This is a genomic window from Geobacter sp., assembly GCF_030834625.1.
In the GTDB taxonomy this organism is placed as follows: domain Bacteria; phylum Desulfobacterota; class Desulfuromonadia; order Geobacterales; family Geobacteraceae; genus Geobacter.
The window spans coordinates 42,090-62,505 of sequence record NZ_JAUQXO010000013.1; the positions used below are offsets into that span (position 1 = coordinate 42,090).

Consider the following 20,416-nt stretch of genomic DNA (forward strand, 5'->3'; position numbering starts at 1 on the left):
GCAGCATTGTTCAACCGTCGAAAGGAGAGACCCATGAAAAGCATTATCGCAGCAGCTGCCCTCACCCTGTTTTGCGCCGCCGGCGCCCTGGCCCACGACAAAGTGGTTGTCCTGGAGGCGAAGAACGGAAACGTAACCTTCGAGCATGCCAAGCACAAGGGTGTCAAGGGCGACTGCAAGGCCTGTCACGAGTCTGAGGCCGGCGGCAAAATCGCCGGAATGGGCAAGGACTGGGCCCACAAGACCTGTATCGGCTGTCACAAGGAGATGGCGAAGGGTCCGCAGAAATGCGGCGAGTGCCACAAGAAGTAGGCTGAAGGAAAAAATTTGAAGAGAAACAGGGGGGGAGGCGTCATTGCCTCCCCCTTTTTCATTGCTGCCCGTACTGCCGGGCGAACACCCCCTCACCCAGGCGCTTGCGGAGGGCCCGGCCGTAGAGCTCCTCGTACTTGTCCGCCGCGTCCTCCCAGGTGAAGCGCTTGGCCATGGCATTGGCAATGAGCTTTTCCATGGCGTCCTTGCGGTTATACCAGGTGTGGACCGCCCAGCCGACGGTGTCGCTGAACGCCCCGGCGTCATGGCTCCAGAACTTGAAACCGGTGCCGGTGAGGGTCTTCTCGTCGAAGTTTTCCACGCTGTCGTCAAGCCCCCCCGTGGCCCGGACGATGGGGAGGGTGCCGTAGCGAAGCGAATACATCTGGTTGAGGCCGCACGGCTCGAAGGCGCTCGGCATGAGGAAGAAGTCGGACCCCGCCTCGATCTGGTGGGAGAGTGGGTTGTTGTACCCCACGGAGAGGTTGAACTTTTCGGGGTAGGCGTTCCTGATGTCGCCGAAGTAGAAGTGGGTCCAGGGCTCGCCGGCCCCGAGCATGACGAACTGGACATCGAGGGCCAGGATGCGGTGAATCGCCTCGGCCAGAATGTCGACCCCTTTCTGCTTCACGAGGCGCGATACTAGGCCGAAGAGAGGGACATCGTCCCGTTCCGGGAGGCCGAAGGTCCGCTGAAGATCCCGCTTGCAGAGCTTTTTCCCCGAGAGGTCGGCAGCCGAGTAGCGGGCCGCGATGTGGGTGTCGATCTCCGGGTTCCAGTCGTCGTAGTCGACCCCGTTCAGGATGCCGTAGAGGTCGGCGGCCCGCCCCCGCACCACCCCGTCGAGCCCCCAGCCGTAGGCGGGGGTCTGCATCTCCCGGGCATACCCCTCGCTCACCGTGTTGAGGACCGTGGCGTGGTAGAGCCCCCCCTTGAGAAGGTTCACTTCCCCGTCCTTCTCCAGCCCCAGGAAGGTGAAGTGCTCCCACCCGATGCCGAGCACGTCCATGAGCCCCTCGTAGAAGTTACCCTGGTGCTGCATGTTGTGGACGGTGAGGACCGTGGCCTTTCTCCCCACGTAGGGGTCGGTGGCGTAAGTGGTGTTCACGAGTACGGGGATGGCCGCCGTATGCCAGTCGTGGGCGTGAATGAGGTCGGGCTCGAAGCCGATCATCTTCGGCAGTTCCAGGGCCGCCTTGGAGAGGAAGACGAAGCGGTTGTCGTTGTCGAGGAACCCCTCGTTGTTCACCTCGTAGAGGCCGTCGCGGCCGTAGTATCCCTCGTGCTCCAGGAAATAGACCGGCACGTCGCTTCCCGGAATCCGACCTTCCCAGACACCGCAGTACTGGTTGCCGATAATCCCCATGGGGACCACGAGCACGCCGGGTAGCTCCTTCAGTCCGTAGCGCTCCCGATCCACCCTCTTGTAGCGGGGCATCACCACCCGCACGTCGTGCCCCATGCGGGCCAGGTGCTTCGGCAGCACCCCCACCACGTCGGCAAGCCCCCCTTCCTTGGCGAAGGGGACGCATTCGGATGCGGCCATGAGGATCTTCAGTTTTTTCATCAATGGGAACTCCCTCGTTTAGTGGTAATCGATAATAAACTTTTGAATTGTACTCCGAACCATTTCCGCCAGCCAAGGCAAAAACATGGTGCCCCGCATTCTGCCGTTGGTGAGGGACGAGTTCTGTGGTATCACTCGGAAAAGAACCGAACAAGGAGAACCAATCATGACCGACATCCCCAAGTCATCGGGAGAACGCATCATCGAACGCATCATGGAGGAACTGGACCCCTCGTCGGAGCGCTTCCAGGTGCTGGAAACCGCCAAACGCTTCAAATCTTCGTGGGTGGAACTGGGGGACCGGCTCCTGTCGGTAAGCTCCCGCAGCCTCTACCGGGAGTGGGGGTACGGGAGCTTCGAGGACTACTGCTCGAAGGAGATCAGGATCAAGAAGGAAACGGCCCAGAAGCTGACTCTTGCCTACCGCTTCATGGAAAAGAACGAGCCGGAGCTCATGGCCCGACGGGAAGAGCCCCGCCCCTTCCCCGACTACCGCTCCGTCGATCTCCTGCGCCAGGCCCGGGAGGAGAAGGGATTCTCCGACGAGGAGTACGCCGGCCTGCGAAAGAGCATCGTGGAGCAGGAACGGAGCCACCCCACAGTGCTGAAGCAGTTCCGGGAGGTGGCGAAAACCCGGGAAGAGCCCGTGAGCGACCCGTCAGTTCCCCTGAAGGCGGCCCTCGGCGCGGCCCGGCGCCTTGACACGGCGCTGCGGGGTGTCGAGGAGCTTCCCGGCGACTACCGGGAGATGGTGGAACGGCTCATTACCACCCTTGAGGAAGAACTGGAAGGGATGCAGGTGGTCGTGGAGCACCGGTAGAAACACGCAGTGGGAAGCGCAGAAAAGCAAAGAGGCGACGGGATATCCCGCCGCCTCTTTGCTTTATGAATTCTGGTCCCCGGTCCCGGGTCCCCGATTTCAGTGCTTCTGCTCCACCGCCTTCTTTGCCGGGCCGTTCATCCGGATTGCCGCGGAGAATTCCATCCAGAAGATCAGGTAGATGGAGATCATGAGAGAGAGGCCGATGTTCTGGTTCTCCACGCCAAGGGCCTTGGCCAGAATCGGGGAGGCGAAGCCCGCGCCGAGAGTCCCCGTGAACCGCTCCAGGAAGTAGAAGGCAACAAGGGTCAGGGCGGTGCCGACGAACATGATGCCGAGGCCGCGGCCGCGCTTGATCCAATACTTGGGGGAAAAGCCGAACATCCGCATGAAGATAACCACCCAGATAATCCAGACCGAGTAGTCGACCGCCGCGTCGGAGAGGGCAAGCTTGTTCTTGACCAGGAAGAGTTCAAGCACGGTCACGGCGCCCAGGAGGATGAACATCCAGGAGAACTTCTCGTTGGCCTGGGTCTGCCACTGGCGGCTGTCGGGGGCTGACGTTTCCTGGGCGGAATGGGCATGGGTTCCCAGGGCCGAGAAGAGGATGGCGAACCAGATGCCGGCATTGTGGAACAGAAGCGATGCATGATTCCCCGCCACGTTGGCGATACGCGCCATGGGGTCGGTGGCGAAGTCGGCGGTGATCCGCATCAGGAAGAGGTTCACGATAATCGAACAGGTGGTGATGACGGCAAGGGTGAATATCTTGCGCGGCAACAGATACGGGTCGACCCGGTCGGGAAAGCCGAGTATGAAGGCGAACCATATCAGGTACATGATAAGGGGAATGCCGTAGCAGATCCCGTAGACCGAGTTGCCGGCGAAATCGCCTGCCTGGGCATAGATTTCGTAATTGTTGGCGGGGTCTGCGTCGGTGTTTGCGGCCTTGACCACATCCTTGGCCACCGTCTTCACATGGGGAAGAAGCCCCATGGCGTACCACCCGTGGTCTCCCTGAGTGGTGTCGACGATCCAGTACTGGTCGCCCATCATTTCGTCGAGTCCCTGGAACATCCTCATGCTGAAGGCGGCGCAGAGTGCTACCACGACGAGGAGCAGGATTGCGTTCTTGATTGACATTGGCATGGCTGTCCCCTCTCTAGTCCTTGTGCGTCGTCCAGAACATGGAGACGGCATTGGCGGCAAACAATCCATAGAGCCACATGGTGTTCCAGGCCGGGCCGGTCCAGTGGCTGCCGTGGCCGCCGCCCACAACACCCGAGGCGACGATGATCCCGATCATGGCGGTGCCGGCCACCATGGCGACCGCACGGAGGATGGAGCTGTTGCGCCAGGTGTGACGCTCCAGTTGCTCGATTCTAGCCAGCAGTTCAAGCTCTCTTTCGCTCATCTCTCTTCTCCTTTACCAAAGAAATAACCGTTAAGGCAGCTACGATCGTCAGGGCATACAGGATATACGGGCCTTCAAGGTGCAGACTCAGGTTGTACAGCATGACAGCCTCCTTTTATTGCTCAACACTTTACCGGTGTAAGTACCTCATGGGGAAACCGCTCCGCCAGCTCCTGGTACTTCATGCATTCGCGGTACCGGCAGCTGCAGAACTTGATGATCATATTGACGTCGTAGGGAGATATGTAGCCGCACCCCACGTCGCAGGTATCATCGCTTTTGCCGTAGAAGGGGCAGACAATTCCGTCCTTCATGGAAACCTCTATTGCTAAACCGTGTTGGTTATTGTTGCCGTGCATGGGAGGGGGGCCGGCTCATCTGGTCGTCACCATCCCCGGCTCCGACCCATGCTTTCGAAGGAGTAACTGATTATGGTAAGAGCAACCTGTATACCAACTCGGTGAAAATATTTTCAGAAATAAATTAATCCAGTGATTACAGATAATTACGAGCGAATACTCTTCAAAACGGGGAGGGTGGGTCGGGGAGATTTCGAACGCTGTTTTTGCAGGTGTGCAAGGAGGTGGGTTGTCCCGTTCCCGAGAACCGTAGTCATGGGAACCGAACCCGACAACTCAAAACTCAAACATTCTGGATACTTATCAGATTCAGAACTGCATCCTCGCAGGGGTGCGAGAGGGATGTGAGGGCATTTTGCAGAAATGCGAGGGCGCGGAAGTATCCTAGGGAGACTCCTCCCGCCTCAGGTTATACTTTTTCATCTTCCGGTAGATGGTGGCCATGTTCATCCCCGCCTCCCGGGCGGCGGCCTCCACGTTGCCGCGGTTCTTGCGCAACAGCCCACGGATGTAGTCCATTTCGAAGCGGGAAAGGGCCCGGGCGTAATCTCCCTCCTCTCCCTCAACATCGGCGGCCTGCTCGTCCTGGATCTCGGGAAGCTCGATGAACTGGGAGAGAACCGGGAGGGTGATGTAGTCGCCGTTTTCCATGGCGGTGCAGGCCTCGATCACGTTCCTGAGCTGGCGGATGTTGCCGGGCCAGGCATAGCCCACGGCCGCCTCCAGGGCATCGTGGGCGAGCCCCTTGATGGCGGTGACGAACTTCTTGTTCTGCAGGGCGATGAAGTGGGCAGCCAGAAGCGGGATGTCCCCCTTGCGTTCCCGCAGCGGCGGGAGATGGAGGTTCACCACGTTGAGGCGATAGTAGAGGTCTTCGCGGAAGGAGCCGCTCTTGACCCCCTCCTTGAGATCGGCATTGGTGGCCGAAATGATCCGCACATCCACCTTGGTGGGGTTCGTGTCGCCGATGCGGTGGAACTCCTGTTCCTGGAGAAAACGCAGGAGCGTCTTCTGCACGTTCATGGGGAGGTTCCCCACCTCGTCGAGAAACAGGGTCCCCCCGTCGGCCGCCTCCAGAAGCCCCTGGCGGTTCTCCTTGGCGCCGGTGAAGGCCCCCTTCCGGTAGCCGAAGAGTTCGCTCTCCAAAAGCGTCTCCGGCAGGGCCCCGCAGTTTATGGCCACGAACTTCTTCTCCTTGCGGACCGAGTTGTAGTGGATCGCCTGGGCAATGAGCTCCTTGCCGGTCCCCGACTCGCCGGTGATCAGCACCGAGGTGTCGCGGATGGCGATCTTCTCCACCTTCTCCAGAACCCCCTTGAGCCCGTCCGAGGCGCCGATGATGTTGTCGAAGCGGAACTTCCCCACCAGCTCCTCGCGCAGCTCACGGTTCTCCTCCAGGAGTTCGGTGTGCTTGAGGGCGTTTTTCACCCGGTAGAGAAGTTCCTCGGGCTCGAAGGGCTTGGTCAGCATGTCGTAGGCCCCGCGGCGCAGGGCCTGAATCGACATCTCCACCGTGGCGTAGGCGGTGATCATGATAACCGGAATCGTCGGCTCCTTGGCCTTGATCCGCTGGAGCACCTCCAGCCCGTCCATGCCCGGCATCTTGATGTCGGAGACCACCAGGTCCCAGTCGCCGGGCTTGAACTCCTCCACCGCCTCGAAGGAGCGGGTGTACCCCTTCACGGCGTAGCCGCTGTCCAGAAGCACCGCCTCCATCATCCGGCAGAGCCCTTCCTCGTTGTCGATTACCATGATGCGTTTTTTGTCGGACACGGCGAAACCCCTAGGGTAAAAATTCGTGGGATAAATCCATTACAGCTCGTCCCGGTCCACCGGAAGCTTCACGATAACGTCGGTCCCCTTCCCCACCTCGCTCAGGATGCTGATCTTGCCGTGGTGCATCTCGATGATCTGCTTCGTGATGGCAAGGCCGAGCCCCGTCCCCCTGTCCTTGGTGGTGAAGAAGGGCTCGAAGATCTTCTCCATGTCCTCGCGGGGGATCCCCGAGCCGTTATCGCTGAAGACGATGGTCATGTGCCCCTCGGCGTCGAGGAAGCTCTTGACCGTCAGGGTACCTTCCCCGGCCATGGCTGCGCCGGCGTTCAGGATCAGGTTGATGGCCACCTGACGGATCTGGTCGCCGTCGGCCATGACGCGCGGCAGCTCGGGGGAGAGATCCTTCACGATGGTCACGTGGTGCATGTCGGTGTGGTTGGCGGCGAAATCCACGATCTGCTCCAGGAGGTCGTTCACGTCGGTCCACTCCAGAACCGGCTTGGGAGTGCGGGCGTAGGAGAGGAGATCCTGGACGATCTTTTTGCACCGCTTGCTCTCCCGCTTGATCTCGTGGATGAACTTGTAGTTGGGGTCATCCTCGCTGGTCTTACCCTCGATGTAGGAGGCATAGCCGAGGATGACACCCAGGGGGTTGTTGATCTCGTGGGCCACCCCCGAGGAGAGGACGCCGAGGGACGCCATCTTCCCCTGCTGGGCGAGACTCGCCTCCATCTCTTTGTTCTGGCGGATCATGGAAGTCATCCGGTTGAAGGCGGCGGCCATCTCGCCGAGCTCGTCCCCCGTTTCCACATCCATCTGTTCGTCGAGCCGCCCCTTCTTCACCCGGCGGATCACCTCGATCATGTGGTTGATGGGATCGGTGAGAACCTTGGCGGCCAGGAAGACCAGGCCCGTGGCCGCGATGCACGACGCGATGGTCAGCAGCGTCATGGTGGCCGCGATCCGGCCCCGTATCTTGTTGGCCTCCCGGTAGAACTCGTCCTCGTAGGAGCCAACAGCCACGATCCATCCCCACGGTTTGAAGTAGTCGTAGCGGACGATCTTCATCCGCGTATGGCTCTCCCCCGGGTTGCGCCAGGGGTAGCGAATCCATCCCCGCTTTTTCTCCGCCATCTCCTTGATGAATTTATGGCCGCTGGAGTCCACCGCGTCGAGGAGATTCTTCCCCTCCTCCGTGGGGTGGATGGTGAAGTCCCCCTTTTCATCCATGCAGAAGATGTAACCGGTTTGCCCCACCCTCTTGCTCTTGATCTTGTCCTTCAGTTCCTGGAAGGAGCGGCGCTCGAAGGCGACGTCTTCGTAGGTCTCCTCCAGGTAGCCGCCGGAGGCGATGATCCAGTCCCACTCCCGGAAATAGCGGTAGGCCACCACCTTGTTGCGGGGATACTTGTCGCCGAGCATCTCGTTGCGCCACGGGTAGACGATGTAGAGGACCTCCCCCGGCTTGGACTTCAGGGCGTTCTCGCACATGATCCGGATGAAGGGGCGGCCGTTCTCGTCCTTTTCATCGTAGACGTTCTCCCCCTCCTGGGCGATGTGTACCTCCAGGTCCCCCTTGGTGGTCATGGCGTAGATGTAGCCGGTGGCCCCCACGTTGACCCTTTTGAGGGCCTTGCGGGCCTCGTCCTTGGCGGTGTGGAGGTCGATCTTGCCGCTCTTGTACTGGCGGTGTTCGGCCTCCACCAGGTTGTAGGCCAGACTGGTGAGGGTGGCCAGCTCCAGGTTGGTGCTTCGCTGTTTGTCCTGCTTGTAGACCTGAAACTGCTGGTGGTGGGAGTTGAGGAGGTCGATGGTGAAGCTGGCCATGTGCGCAAGGTCGTCCTTGCTGGTCTGGGTGACCCCACGGTAGGCCTGCTTGGTGGAGATGTAGCCGATAACCCCGCCGACCACGACGATGGGCACCGTGACGAGGGGGAGCACGAGCACCAGCATCTTCCAGCGCAGCTTCAGGTTATGCATGAAGGCGAAGAGGTAGCCGTGCACGAGAATCCCCTATCCTGTAAAGTCAGCGAAGTCAGGGGACATAGTATGTATACACTATGAAAAAATCCAGCATTATTTGCAAATTTGCAAAAGCGCCGACGAGTAACCAGAAACAAGGAAAAGGGACAATGGGGGAGAGGCGTTAACAACGGGGATTTCTCAACGGGCCCTCAGATGCTCCTCAAGGCCCTCCGGCGGCAAGGGGCGCGCAAAGTAGAACCCCTGCACCTCGTCGCACCCCCGCTCCCGGAGCAGTTCCAGCTCATCTTCGTGCTCGACCCCCTCGGCCAGCACCCGCAGCCCCAGGGTATGGGCCATGGCGATGATCGCCTCGACAATGGCCCGGTCGTCCAGGTCCTTGACGATGTCCCGGACAAAGGAACGGTCGATCTTGAGGCGGTCGATGGGGAAGTGCTTGAGGTAGCTGAGGGAGGAATAGCCGGTGCCGAAGTCGTCGATGGCGAGATGCATCCCCCGGACTTTCAGGTCGATGAGGGTCATGATGGTTTCCTGCTCCCCCGCCATGAGGGAGCTCTCGGTCAGTTCCAGCTCCAGGAGCTCCGGGGCGAGCCCCGTCTCCTCCAGGACCCGGTCGACCATGTCGATGAAACCCGGCTGGTTGAACTGGTGCCCCGACACGTTGACCGCCACCCGGACAGGGGGGAGCCCCGGCCGCTGCCACTGCCGGCATTGCAGACAAGCGGTCGCCATGACCCACTCGCCGAGCCGGCGGATGAGCCCCATCTCTTCGGCCACCGGGATGAAGCGATCGGGGGGAATGAGTTCCCCTTCGGGATCACGCCAGCGCAGAAGCGCCTCGAAGCTGAAGACCCGGCCGCTGCGAAGATCGATCTGGGGCTGGTACTCCAGGAAAAACTCCCCGTTGGCAAAGGCCCGACGGAGGCTCCCCTCAAGCCTGCGGCGCTCATGGGCCTCGCGGTTCAATTCCTCCGAGAAGAAACTGAAGGCGTTTCGCCCCTGCTCCTTGGCCGCGTAGAGGGCCATGTCGGCGTGCTTGAGAAGGGTGTCGCCGTCCTCGCCATCCTCGGGAGAAAGGGCAATACCGACGCTCGTGGAGATGAACAGCTCCTTGCCGTCGATCTCGAAGGGAGAGGCGAACTGCTCCAGGACGGCGTGGGCCAGACTCGCCACGCTCCGTTTGTCCCGGAGATCGGTAACCAGGAAGACGAACTCGTCGCCGCCAAGCCGGGCCAGGAAGTCGGACGGACGGAGGCTCCCCCTGAGTCGGTCGGCAACGGCCGTCAGGAGCTGGTCGCCGCAGGCGTGCCCCATGATGTCGTTGATATCCTTGAAACGGTCCAGATCAAGAAAGAGAAGGGCGATTGTCCCCCCGTCGCGCCGGCTCCGGCTAATAACCTGTGAAAGCCTCTCCTGGAAGAGGCTGCGGTTGGGAAGCCGGGTGAGCGGATCATAGAAGGCCAGCTGACGGATCTCCTCCTCGGACCGCTTGCGCTCGCTGATGTCGTGGGCGATACAGACGACCCCCACCATATCTCCCGCGGGATTCCTCATGACCGCCCCGGACACGGCAACCGGAATGCGGGCGCCATTCTTCGCCCGGTAGACGAGTTCCCGGTCGGGGACCTGGCCCCGCTCGGCCATGTCACGCAGGAGCTCTCTCTCCTCGGCGCCGGCGGTGACGATCAGACCGAAGGGGCTCCCCACAAGCTCCTCCTCATCGTACCCCAGGAGAAGACAGAGGGCCGGGTTTGCGCTGACAATGGTCCAATCGGTGGAGAGGACGACGAGGGCATCGGCCATGGACTGGATCACGTTGTCGAGGAAGTTCTTCGCCGTGACGATCTCGTCCTTGGTGGATTGAAGCTCCCCTGCCATCCGGTTGAAGGCAACGGCAAGGGTACCGATCTCGTTGTTGGCCGCCACGTCGATCCGCGTATCGAGAAGTCCTCGCCTCACCTGCTCGACCCCGTCGTGGAGGAGCGCAATGGGGTGGGAGATGGAAGCGGCGATGAGGGTGCCGCCGCCAATGGCGAGGATGAGGGCGACCAGCGAGGCAGCGGTTATGGTAAACTGCGCCATCTGAATGGCGTGGCGCACCTCGGCCTTGGCCGCGGCCAGCTCCTCGTTTTCGTGGGCAAAGGCCTGATTGACCGCCGCGGAGAAGGCCCGTTCCTCTGTCTCGAACTGATTCCTTATCCTGTAGAGTTCCGCCTCCGAAGCTCCCACAAGGGCAAGCCGCAGTTGCACCCTGCTCGTCTCGAGAAGCTTCGTCCCGGAGCGCTCCACGTCGGCCATCAGGCGCCGCCCAACGGGATCGAGCCCGGCACTCTGAGCATGCAGCCGGGCCAGGGAATCCTCGAGCCCCTCGACCCCTGCCGAGACCATCACGATCTCGTCCCCCCGCCTCTCGGCCTCTCCCTTTTGTTTCATGAGGAGGGTATGCTCGGCGGATGATGAAGCGATCCGCAGCCCGGCAAACCGGAGATCCTCCAGGGTCTTGAGGACCGGGAAAACCTCCTCCGCCACCAGGTCGAACTCTCCGCTGATTTTGGCGATGGCACGGCCGCCGAAGTATCCCACCAGAGCGGTGAGCATGGCGAAAATAAAGCAACCCGCCGTCAACGTGGTCCGTATCCGCATTCCGTCCGACTGTCCTTTCCCGTTTTGGAGCCGCTCGTCCACGGAGGAGCAAAGAGCCCCACTCTCACGTCCTCTATAGTATATCGGCAAAACATCGAAACTTTTTACCCTGAAGATCGAAAAGATTGCCACACAAGAAAATATCTCAGTCCGCCACAACGGGTGATTCCCCACGACAAACGCCCCGGAAATCTTCGGAGCGGGTCCGAAAATCTTCGGGGCGTCAGCAAAAGCAGGAGGTTACCGTCAGCCGTTGATAAGTCGATCCAACTCGGTGATGAGGTCGTCTGCGTCCTCAAGCCCCACGGAGAGGCGCACGAGGGTGTCGCCGATGCCGCGGGCGGCCCGCTCCTCCGGGGGCATGGCGGCGTGGGACATCTTCGCCGGGTAGGAGATGATGCTCTCCACCCCGCCGAGGCTCACGGCGAAGGCGGCCAGCTTCATCCCCTCCAGGAGCCGGCGGGTAATTTCCGGGGATTCGAGGGTGAAGGAGAGGACCGCGCCGGGTCCCGAGCACTGGCGGGCATGGACGTCATGGCCGGGGTGGGTGGTGAGCCCCGGGTAGAAGACCTGGGTCACCCGCTTTTCCCCCGCCAGCCACGAGGCGATCCGCGCGGCGCTCTGCTGGCTCTCCTCCATCCGCACCTTCAGGGTCTTGAGGCCCCGCAGCACAAGCCACGAATCCTGGGGCCCGAGGATGGCGCCGAAGGCATTCTGGATGAAGCGGATCCGTGTGCCGAGCTCCGGGTCCTTCGTCACGGCTAAGCCGCAGATCACGTCACTGTGGCCGTTCAGGAACTTGGTGCCGCTGTGGAGGACGATGTCGCATCCCAGTTCAAGGGGGCGCTGGAGGTAGGGGGTCATGAAGGTGTTGTCCACCAGGGTGATGGCCCCCCGCTCCCGGGCGATGCGGGCCGCGCCGGCCAGATCGGTGATCTTCAGGAGGGGATTCGACGGAGTCTCCAGAAAGAGTCCCCTGGTCTCCGGCCGGAAGGCGGCGGCGATGGCGTCGAGATCGGTGGCATCCACGAAGGTTGAGGTAATGCCAAGCCGGCTGAAGAGCTGGGTCAGCACCCGAAAAGTGCCGCCGTACACATCATCGCAGACCACCAGGTGATCCCCCGGCGAGAAGAGGAGCAGCGCCGAGGAGATGGCCGCCATCCCCGAGGCGTAGGCGAACCCGCGGGTTCCCCCCTCCAGCTGGGCGATGGTCTCCTCCAGGGCCTCCCGGGTCGGGTTGTCGGAGCGGGCGTAGTCGTACTTGCCGAAATGGTCCACCGACTCCTGCCGGTAGGTGGAAGTCTGGTAGATGGGAATCGAAACCGCGCCGGTAGTCGGGTCGATCGTGTGGCCGGTATGGATAATGCGGGTGCCGAATTTCATGAAATGTCTCCGTGGTAGGTTTTTGATTAATTACCAAAGGCCTGGGCCAGGTCGTCGATGAGGTCGTCCCCGTCCTCGATCCCCACGGAGAGGCGCAGGAGCACGTCGTTGATCCCGAGCCGCTGCCGGAGCTCCTGTGGGATGTCGGCATGGGTCTGGACCTGGGGGAAGGTGATGAGGGTCTCCACCCCGCCGAGGCTCTCGGCGAAGGATATCACCTTCGTCTTGAGAAGCAAACGCTCCACGAGCGCGTGCTCCTCCACCTCGAAGGCGACCATGGCACCGAAGCCCCGGGCCTGGCGAGCGAGCAGCTCGTGGCCCGGGTGGTCGGCGAGGCCGGGGTAGTAGACCTTCCGCACCCGCGGATGGGCCGCCAGCCAGTGGGCGATCCGCGCCGCGTTCTCCTGCTGCCGGTCGAGGCGCACCGAGAGGGTCTTCATCCCCCGGATGGTGAGCCAGGAATCCTGGGGCCCCAGGACCGCCCCCACCGAGTTCTGGAGGAAGTAGACCCGCTCGGCCAGTTGCGGGTCCTTAACCGCCACGAGCCCGGAGACCGTGTCGTTGTGCCCGGCCAGGTACTTGGTGGCGCTGTAGACGGTGATGTCGGCTCCAAAGTCGAAGGGGCGCAGGAGATAGGGGGTGAGGAAGGTGTTATCGACGATGTGGAGAATCCCCCGCTCCCGGCAGAGGGCCGAAAGGGCGGCGATGTCGGCCACCTTGAGGAGCGGGTTGGTGAGGGACTCCACGAAGAGGGCCTTTGTCTCGGGGCGGATGGCCCGGCGCACCGCCTCCACATCGCTCGTATCCACGTAGGTGAAGGAGAGCTCGTACTGGGTGAAGATCTGATCGAAGAGACGACAGGTGCCGCCGTAGAGATCCTCGGTCACCACCAGGTGGTCCCCCTTCTTGAACAGCAGAAGGAGGTTGGCTATGGCGGCCATCCCCGAGGCGTAGGCGAAGCCCCGGGCGCCCCCCTCAAGGCGGGCAATTCCCTCTTCCAGCGCCTGGCGGGTGGGGTTCCCGGAGCGGGTGTAGTCGTAGCCGGTGCTCTGGCCGAGCCCCGGGTGCCGGAACGTGGCCGTCTGGTAGATGGGGACCGTCACCGCGCCGGTGCGGGTGTCCCACTCGAGTCCGATCTGTGCCGCCTGAGTTGCGATGTTCATGATTGAATTGCCTCCTGAAAGAAAAAATCCCCTTCCGGGGTGCGGAAGAGGATTTTTCGCCGGCGGGGCGGCAACGCTCTTCCTTATCTCCCGGAACGTTGCCGTTCCGCAGGAATTGGCACCTTCCCCTTGCGGGGGGTTGCCGCGACGTCACAGGGCCAGTCCCTCAGTCGCTCATGATAAGAAATGAAACTATTCAGTTTTTACAAGCCTGGTTCTGCACTACTCAAATAAAGATAACCTGGGGATACTCTAGCAAACAAGTCATATACCGTCAACCGGTTTTCTCACCTAGCCTCGCAACCAAGGATCTCCAGCATTTCACGGTGAACGATGCCGTTGGAGGCAAGAATGCGATGGTCGTCGATGGAGAAGGGCTCGCCGGCGTGGTTCGTGACCCTCCCCCCCGCCTCGTTGACCAGGAGCTGGCCGGCGGCCACGTCCCAGGGTTTCAGCTTCAGCTCCCAGTAGCCGTCGAGCCGTCCGGCGGCCACGTAGGCCAGGTCCAGGGCCGCGGCCCCTGCCCGGCGCACGGCACGGGCCGCAAACTGGAAGTTGAAGAAGTTGGCGAAGTTGTTCTCGTTGTCGCGGGTCCGGTCGTAGGGAAAGCCGGTGGCCAGGAGGCACTGCTTGAGGGGATGGCGCCCCGACACACGGATCGGCCTGCCGTTCACGAAGGCCCCTTCACCCTTCACGGCGGTGAAGAGCTCGTCCATGACCGGGTGATAGATGACGCCGAGCCTCACTTCGCCGTCGATCTCCAGGGCGATGGAGACGCAGAACCAGGGGAAGCCGTGGGCGTAGTTGGTGGTGCCGTCCAAGGGGTCGACGATCCAGCGGTGGCGGGAGATGCCTGCATCCCGCGTCCCCTCCTCAGCCAGAATGCCATGGCCGGGATGGGCGCCGCGGATGGTGGCGACGATCAGATCCTCGCACGCCCGGTCCACTTCGGTGACGAGATCGATCTCCCCCTTGAAGCGGATGTCGTGCTCGCTCCAGAGCCGCTCCCGCTGGATGGCGCCGGCGCTGCGCGCGGCCCGGACCGCCGTCTCCAGAAATGCCTTCATCATGATTCCTCCGTGCCATTGTGTTTGCCCGTAAGAATAACACGGAGCAACGGAGCACACGGAGGAAAAACAACCCTGTTATTCGGCCACAGGGAAGGTCAGGGTGAAAGTGGTCCCCTCCCCCACCACGCTCGCCACGGCGATGGTGCCGCCGATCCCTTCCATGAGCTTGCGGGTGATGAAGAGGCCGAGCCCGGTCCCCTCCCCCGGCTCCTTGGTGGTGAAGAAGGGGGTGAAGATCCGGTCCAGGGCGGCGGAGGGAATCCCTGGCCCCGTGTCGGCAACCTGTACCGTGACGGCCGTTTCACTTTCCTGAACCGTTCGGAGGAAAAGCGTCCCCCCCTCTCCCATGGCCTGAAGGGCGTTCATGACCAGATTGATGATGACCTGCTTCACCCGGTTGGCGTCGGCGGCAATGAAGGGAAGACGAAAATCCAGGTCCTCCACGACGCCGACGGCCCGCTTCCGGGCCTCAAAGCGAAGAAAAGTCATAACCTCGCCGATGACCTGATTCGCGTCCGCCTCGGCCCGCTCCGTTCCTTCCCGGCGAGCAAAGGAGAGGACCCCCTTGGTCAGTTCCGCCAGGCGATGGGCCTCCTCGTTGACCCGCTCCACCATCTCGCGGACAAATTCCGGCAGCTCCTCCTCCCGGAGAATCATCTGGGTGGCCGAGACGATGACCGACAGGGGGGTGTTCAGCTCGTGAACCACTCCGGCTGCCATCCTCCCCAGCTCGGCCATCTTCTCGTTGAAGGCCAGCAGCTCCAGGAACTCCCCTTCCACGTTGCCGTTGTCGGAGAGGTATTTTGCCAGTGCATCCGCCATGGGTCCTCTGGTTCAGACCGGTTGAATAGAGTGCCACCTTTTCTGTAGGCACGAGGCATGCCATAAATAACATGCGGTTTATCGGATAGTTGGAGATGAGCTCAGGCAAACGGCACCCAAAATGCTCACCAATTAGGCACCAAAGCGCCCACATTTGAGGCATAAAGAAAGCCGCCCCGGCAAGGGCGGCTTCGGGTGATGCGGATAGATCGGCAGAATGGTCAGTTGTAGGCCGACTCGGAATGCTGGGTCTGGTCGAGGCCCATGATTTCGTCTTCCTTCTCCACACGGAGCCCGATGGTCTTGTCGAGAGCGAAGGCGATGATCAGTGTGACGATGAAGGCGTAGGCGCCGGCGGCAACAACCGCAATCACCTGGGTCATGAACTGCTTGAAGTTGCCCGACATGAGGCCCGTGGCGCCGACCGTGGCGAGAACACCGGTGGCTAGAGCACCGAAGGTACCCCCCACCCCGTGCACACCGAAGGCATCGAGGGAGTCGTCATACTTGAACTTGGCCTTCATGAGAATACCCAGGTAGCAGACGACGCCAGCGCCGAGGCCGATGATGATGGCCGAGCCCGGCTGCACGAAGCCGGCGGCGGGGGTGATGCCGACGAGGCCCGCCACGACGCCGGAACCGAAACCGAGGGCCGAGGGCTTGCCGGAATGGATCCACTCGGCGATCATCCAGGCAAGACCGCCGGCGGCAGGGGCGATGGTGGTGGTTGCAAAGGCGAGGCCGGCCAAGCCGCCCGCCGCATCGGAGCAGTTGACGCCGACGATGGCGCTGCCGGCGTTAAAGCCGAACCAGCCGAACCAGAGGAGGCCGACGCCGATCAGGGTCAGGGGGAGGCTGTGGGGGGCCATCCGCTCGTGGGGGAAGCCATGCCGCTTGCCGAGGAAGATCAGTAACGCCAGAGCCGAGATACCGGAGGAAAGATGAACAACGGTGCCGCCGGCAAAATCGAGGGCCCCCTTCTTGAAGAGCCAGCCGTCGACCATCCAGACCCAGTGGGCAAGGGGATCATAGACGATGGTGGTCCAGAGGAGCACAAAGACGCAGTAGGCGGAGAATTTGATCCGCTCGGCCAGGGCGCCTGAGATGAGGGCCACGGTGATCATGGCGAACATGCACTGGTACATGGCGAACACATATTCAGGAATTGAGCCGGGCTCGGTCGGAACGTTCTGAAAGAGGGCATAAACCGGGTTGCCGTCCTTGAAGGTAATGAGTCCGTTCAGCATCGCCTTGCTCAGGTTGCCGACGAGACCGCCGCCGGCATCGGGACCGAAGGCCAGCGAGTAGCCGATGATCGCCCATTGGACGCCGACGATCCCCATGGCCACGAAGGAGTGCATCATGGTGGAAAGGACGTTCTTCTGGCGGACCATGCCGCCGTAGAAGAGGGCGAGGCCCGGGATCATCAGCAGGACCAGCGCTGAGGAAACCAGCATCCAGGCGGTGTCGCCGGTGTTGAGAACCGGGTCCACGTTCTTGGGAGCCTCCGGGGCGGCGGGAGCGGTCGCTGCCGCAGGGGTTGCCTGCTGGGCCGAGGTCGCGGCGGCCTGGACCGGGGCAACACTTTCCTTGGCTTCCTCGGCGAGGATGACAGCCGGGGCCAAGGCGACAGCTGCGGCCAGGGCAAGGGTAATGAAAGGCAGTTTCCACTTCATGGTATACCTCCAGTGATTCGATAATCTCTTTCTTAAATTGCGTCGGCACCCTTCTCGCCGGTCCTGATCCTGACCGCCTCATCGAGGGGGAGAATGAATATCTTGCCATCGCCGATACGGCCGGTCTTGGCGGTACTTTCGATGGTCTCCACCACCCGGGCCACCAGCTCGTCGGCCACGGCCACTTCGAGCTTCACCTTGGGAATGAAGTCAACCACGTATTCGGCGCCCCGGTAGAGCTCTGTGTGCCCCTTCTGGCGGCCGAACCCCTTGACCTCGCTTACCGTGATCCCTTCGACACCGATCTCGGTGAGGGCATCCTTCACTTCGTCAAGCTTGAACGGTTTTATGATTGCTTCAATGAGCTTCATGGCGAGCCTCCGCTCCCTGTTACGGGATATTGATATCGAGCTGGGTGGTGAAGGTATTTTTGCCGCCCAAGGCCGACTCGTTGTAGATGTCATAGCCGACGATGAGCGAGACGTTCTTGGAGAAGGCCCAGCAGACCCCGAAGCTCAGGGCGCCGACTCCGTTGTTCCCCCCCTGGTAGTCCACCGCTGCCCAGAGCTTGTCGGAAATCTCGCTCATGGTCCGGTCCCATGAAAGAAGCACGCCATGGTTCTCGTTGTTGCCGTTCGTATCGTTCAGCACGGCGCTGTTGCCCAGGTAGTAGCCCGCCGAGAGGCGACCGATGACCGGAAGGGTCTTGGCCACGAGGGCGTAGGTGATGTCCTGGTCGGTAACGTTTTCCTTCGTGCCGGCGTTGTAGATACCGACGGCCATGGCGGGCGAATTACTAAAGAGGGATCCTTCGGGAGTCCCCAGTTTGGCGTTGAAGTAGAAGGGATGACTATCCCCCGGCTCGGTGCCGGTTACCATGTAATCGACGCCTACCTCCAGCTGCAGCTTCTCAAAGGGAAGCACCCCGACCGTGACACCCAGGTCGTAGGTGTTGGGGGCCTTCTCGCCATCGGCGTTCTCGGAGACGCGGATATAATTGTCAACACCAAGATGAACCGTGCCGAACGCCTGGACATCGGTGGAGGGGATCCATATCTGGGTGGAGGGGGTTGCCAGTGCAACGCCGCAGGTGGCGGTAACCAGTGCCAGTGCCAGGGAAAAAGTCTTCAGTGTCTTGTTCATGTCCGTTCTCCTTTGAAAGTATTATTTGATTGCATCTGCACTGCACAAATTCTCGGGGTACCGCACACGCCTCCTTTCATCGAAGTAAACGAAAAAAGGCGCCTCCGCTTCGTAGCGTAAGGCGCCTTTGCCTTGCCAATCCAGTTGTTTCTCAATCCTTTTTCGGGCCTGGTGACACAACCTTTGTGTCTCTGGCTTCTGGTAAGGATTTAGCACAAGGCATGCCACCATGATTCATTACATTTCAGGCCCGTGATTACAGGGTGTTACCGGAAGCTGGACGGTGAAGCGGAAAAAAAGTGAGGGGGCGAAACCAGCTGCGCCCCCTCGCTTTGCACATTTTATAAGCAGTTGTCGCTCTTTTATTGTCTTATATCCTCACGCCGCCTTGAGGACATACCCTCCCGCGGCATGGAGGGTGCGGAGCTCGCCGTCGGAGAGGGAGCGCTTCATCCGCTGGGCCATGGCCCGCACCGTGTCCATGAGGGAGGTCGCATCCTGCCGCGAGAGTTCGATTCCCAGCTCCCGGTAGCGCTCCACGAGGCCGCTGGCCCCCGAGTGCTTCCCCACCACAATGTGGCGCCGAAGCCCCACGTCAGCCGGATCGAACCCCTCGTAGTTGCGGGAATCCTTGATGACCCCGTCGGCGTGGAGCCCCGACTCGTGGGAGAAAACCCGCTCCCCCACCACCGCCTTCCAGGGGGGAACCGGCCGCTGGGAGGCTCTGCCGACAAAGCGCGATATCTCGTGGAAGCGGTGGGTGTCGATCCCCGGGTCGATGCCGCAGGCGAGCTTGAGCCCCATGACCACCTCTTCCAGGGCCGCGTTTCCGGCCCGCTCACCGAGGCCGTTCACGGTGGTGTTCACAAAACGGGCACCGGCCCTGATGCCGGCGATGGCGTTGGCGGTGGCCATCCCCAGGTCGTTGTGGGTGTGGACCTCCATATCCAGTTCGGGCACGGTGGTGCGCAGGGTTTTCACCTTGTCGTACGTGGTGAAGGGGTCGAGGATGCCGAGGGTGTCGCAGAAACGGAAGCGGTCTCCCCCCATGGACCGGGTGATCTCCATGAGCTCGGCCAGGAACCCGAGATCGGCCCTGCTCGCGTCCTCCCCGCCGACGGAGACATAGAGGCCGTGCTCCTTGGCAAAGCCCAGGGCCCGCTTCAGCTGCTCGACGACCCCGGCGCGGCTCGTGCGGAGCTTGTGGGCGATCATCTGGTCGGAGACCGAGAGGGAGATGTCCACCGCCGTGACGCCGCAGGCAAGGGACGCCTCGATGTCGGGGATGACGGCCCGGTTCCAGGTGATGAGCCGGGCGTTGAGTCCCAGGTCCACCAGGGCTCGGATCACGTCCCGCTCTTCCTCCCCCATGGCCGGGATGCCGCACTCCAGCTCCTGCACCCCGATCCCGTCCAGCATCCGGGCAATGGCCAGCTTCTCCTTCTTGCTGAAGACCACGCCGGCGGTCTGCTCGCCGTCCCGAAGGGTGGTATCGTCGATGATGATCGGGCTCTTTGTCGCGTTTTCCATGGCAGGCTCCTTTCGATGAAAAAAAGAGCCCCGAAACAGGTGTTCCGGGGCTCCATTGCCGACTGCTCTCGAGTTGTACCTAGCCTTGAAGCACAAGACGTGCCACGGCTGCCGCCCCGGTCCAGGCGGCTCACGAAGCCGGTGGGCGGAGAAATTCTGACCAATTTTGTGGCAGGTGCTCCGAGAGAATCAGGCCAAGCCGGCCATGCGGAGGAAATTAACAAGGAACTGACGGGAAGCATCCCGAAAGGCAGGTTCCGCGGCCGCAAACTCCATCACGAAGCGGTCAACATGGGGGGCCGTCTCATGGCTCCAACGCGTCCACGCGGCGACGATCTCCCGGGTCGCCTCCGGGTGGAACTGGAGCCCCCAGGTCAACGGGTTTACGCCCGGATCATCACCAGGAGCATCTTGAAGCGGGTCACCGCCCGCAGGGAGTGGGGCTGGTTTGCGGGCATGATGATGAACTGCCCCGCCGTCACCCGGTGGTCGGTACCGGCGATGGTGATGTCCGCATCGCCGTCGACGATCTCCACGAAGGCGTCATAGGGGGCCGTGTGCTCACTGAGCCCCTGACCCTCACCGAAGGCGAAGAGGGTGATGGTGCCGACTTTCTTGTCATTGAGGGTCCGGCTCACCACGGAGCCCTCCTGGTAGGCGATCAGCTCCTTCAGGTCAATGGCGCGTCCCACCAGGGATTCGGTCGTGCTGCTCATGGTCTCCTCCTTGCCGGAGCCCCGCTCCGGACGATTGTA

The 20,416-nt window shown here is 61.7% G+C and carries 19 protein-coding genes and 1 riboswitch; of the genes, 2 read left to right on the forward strand and 17 right to left on the reverse strand.

Features of this window, described 5'->3' with window-relative positions:
- Nucleotides 1–33 precede the first annotated feature (33 nt).
- A complete protein-coding gene (locus tag RCH91_RS02625) occupies nt 34–312 on the forward strand; it encodes a cytochrome c7 (RefSeq protein ID WP_306532978.1) in 279 nt (92 codons plus the stop codon).
- A 58-nt stretch (nt 313–370) separates the two neighbouring features.
- On the opposite strand, the gene RCH91_RS02630 is transcribed toward RCH91_RS02625, so the two are convergent.
- Entirely contained in the window at nt 371–1,879 is a 1,509-nt protein-coding gene (locus RCH91_RS02630) for a glycogen synthase (RefSeq protein ID WP_306532979.1), read from the reverse strand.
- 166 nt (nt 1,880–2,045) lie between these two features.
- Here RCH91_RS02630 and RCH91_RS02635 point away from each other — a divergent pair, with 166 nt between their 5' ends.
- Nucleotides 2,046–2,699 carry a hypothetical protein gene (locus tag RCH91_RS02635; RefSeq protein WP_306532980.1) on the forward strand — a complete coding sequence of 218 codons (654 nt, stop codon included), beginning with the start codon at nt 2,046–2,048 and terminating at the stop codon, nt 2,697–2,699.
- Nucleotides 2,700–2,798: 99 nt separating this feature from the next.
- Here RCH91_RS02635 and RCH91_RS02640 read toward each other — a convergent pair whose 3' ends face one another.
- From RCH91_RS02640 to RCH91_RS02715, 16 genes are all read right to left on the reverse strand, one after another.
- Complete coding sequence (locus RCH91_RS02640; RefSeq protein ID WP_306532981.1) at nt 2,799–3,848, reverse strand: hypothetical protein; 1,050 nt, start codon at nt 3,846–3,848, stop codon at nt 2,799–2,801.
- 13 nt (nt 3,849–3,861) lie between these two features.
- Nucleotides 3,862–4,113, reverse strand: a complete 252-nt coding sequence (locus RCH91_RS02645; RefSeq protein ID WP_306532982.1) for a hypothetical protein — start codon at nt 4,111–4,113, stop codon at nt 3,862–3,864.
- A complete protein-coding gene (locus RCH91_RS02650) occupies nt 4,094–4,216 on the reverse strand; it encodes a hypothetical protein (protein ID WP_306532983.1) in 123 nt (40 codons plus the stop codon). Before RCH91_RS02650 ends, RCH91_RS02645 begins: the two co-directional genes overlap by 20 nt.
- A gap of 19 nt (nt 4,217–4,235) precedes the next feature.
- A complete protein-coding gene (locus RCH91_RS02655; RefSeq protein WP_306532984.1) occupies nt 4,236–4,427 on the reverse strand; it encodes a hypothetical protein in 192 nt (63 codons plus the stop codon).
- 429 nt (nt 4,428–4,856) lie between these two features.
- Nucleotides 4,857–6,245: a sigma-54 dependent transcriptional regulator gene (locus RCH91_RS02660; protein WP_306532985.1), complete on the reverse strand. Its 1,389-nt coding sequence runs from the start codon at nt 6,243–6,245 to the stop codon at nt 4,857–4,859.
- A 39-nt stretch (nt 6,246–6,284) separates the two neighbouring features.
- Nucleotides 6,285–8,252, reverse strand: coding sequence for a cache domain-containing protein (locus RCH91_RS02665; protein ID WP_306532986.1), 1,968 nt, complete (start codon nt 8,250–8,252; stop codon nt 6,285–6,287).
- Nucleotides 8,253–8,411: 159 nt separating this feature from the next.
- Nucleotides 8,412–10,874: a bifunctional diguanylate cyclase/phosphodiesterase gene (locus RCH91_RS02670; protein WP_306532987.1), complete on the reverse strand. Its 2,463-nt coding sequence runs from the start codon at nt 10,872–10,874 to the stop codon at nt 8,412–8,414.
- Between the two features lie 246 nt (nt 10,875–11,120).
- A complete protein-coding gene (locus RCH91_RS02675) occupies nt 11,121–12,257 on the reverse strand; it encodes a PLP-dependent aspartate aminotransferase family protein (protein ID WP_306532988.1) in 1,137 nt (378 codons plus the stop codon).
- Between the two features lie 26 nt (nt 12,258–12,283).
- Nucleotides 12,284–13,420 carry a PLP-dependent aspartate aminotransferase family protein gene (locus tag RCH91_RS02680; protein WP_306532990.1) on the reverse strand — a complete coding sequence of 379 codons (1,137 nt, stop codon included), beginning with the start codon at nt 13,418–13,420 and terminating at the stop codon, nt 12,284–12,286.
- 80 nt (nt 13,421–13,500) lie between these two features.
- Nucleotides 13,501–13,606, reverse strand: a riboswitch (SAM riboswitch).
- Between the two features lie 101 nt (nt 13,607–13,707).
- Nucleotides 13,708–14,487: an inositol monophosphatase family protein gene (locus tag RCH91_RS02685; RefSeq protein ID WP_306533014.1), complete on the reverse strand. Its 780-nt coding sequence runs from the start codon at nt 14,485–14,487 to the stop codon at nt 13,708–13,710.
- A gap of 78 nt (nt 14,488–14,565) precedes the next feature.
- Nucleotides 14,566–15,312, reverse strand: a complete 747-nt coding sequence (locus RCH91_RS02690; protein ID WP_306532991.1) for a sensor histidine kinase — start codon at nt 15,310–15,312, stop codon at nt 14,566–14,568.
- Nucleotides 15,313–15,533: 221 nt separating this feature from the next.
- A complete protein-coding gene (locus RCH91_RS02695) occupies nt 15,534–16,988 on the reverse strand; it encodes an ammonium transporter (RefSeq protein ID WP_306532992.1) in 1,455 nt (484 codons plus the stop codon).
- Between the two features lie 32 nt (nt 16,989–17,020).
- Nucleotides 17,021–17,359 (reverse strand): P-II family nitrogen regulator, encoded by a 339-nt coding sequence (locus tag RCH91_RS02700; RefSeq protein WP_306532993.1) that lies wholly within the window; start codon nt 17,357–17,359, stop codon nt 17,021–17,023.
- 19 nt (nt 17,360–17,378) lie between these two features.
- Nucleotides 17,379–18,131, reverse strand: coding sequence for a hypothetical protein (locus RCH91_RS02705; RefSeq protein ID WP_306532994.1), 753 nt, complete (start codon nt 18,129–18,131; stop codon nt 17,379–17,381).
- A gap of 378 nt (nt 18,132–18,509) precedes the next feature.
- The gene (gene nifV, locus RCH91_RS02710) at nt 18,510–19,661 is read right to left on the reverse strand and encodes a homocitrate synthase (protein WP_306532995.1); all 1,152 of its coding nucleotides are present in this window, start codon (nt 19,659–19,661) and stop codon (nt 18,510–18,512) included.
- 383 nt (nt 19,662–20,044) lie between these two features.
- Nucleotides 20,045–20,377, reverse strand: a complete 333-nt coding sequence (locus RCH91_RS02715) for a cupin domain-containing protein (protein WP_306532996.1) — start codon at nt 20,375–20,377, stop codon at nt 20,045–20,047.
- Nucleotides 20,378–20,416: the final 39 nt, after the last annotated feature.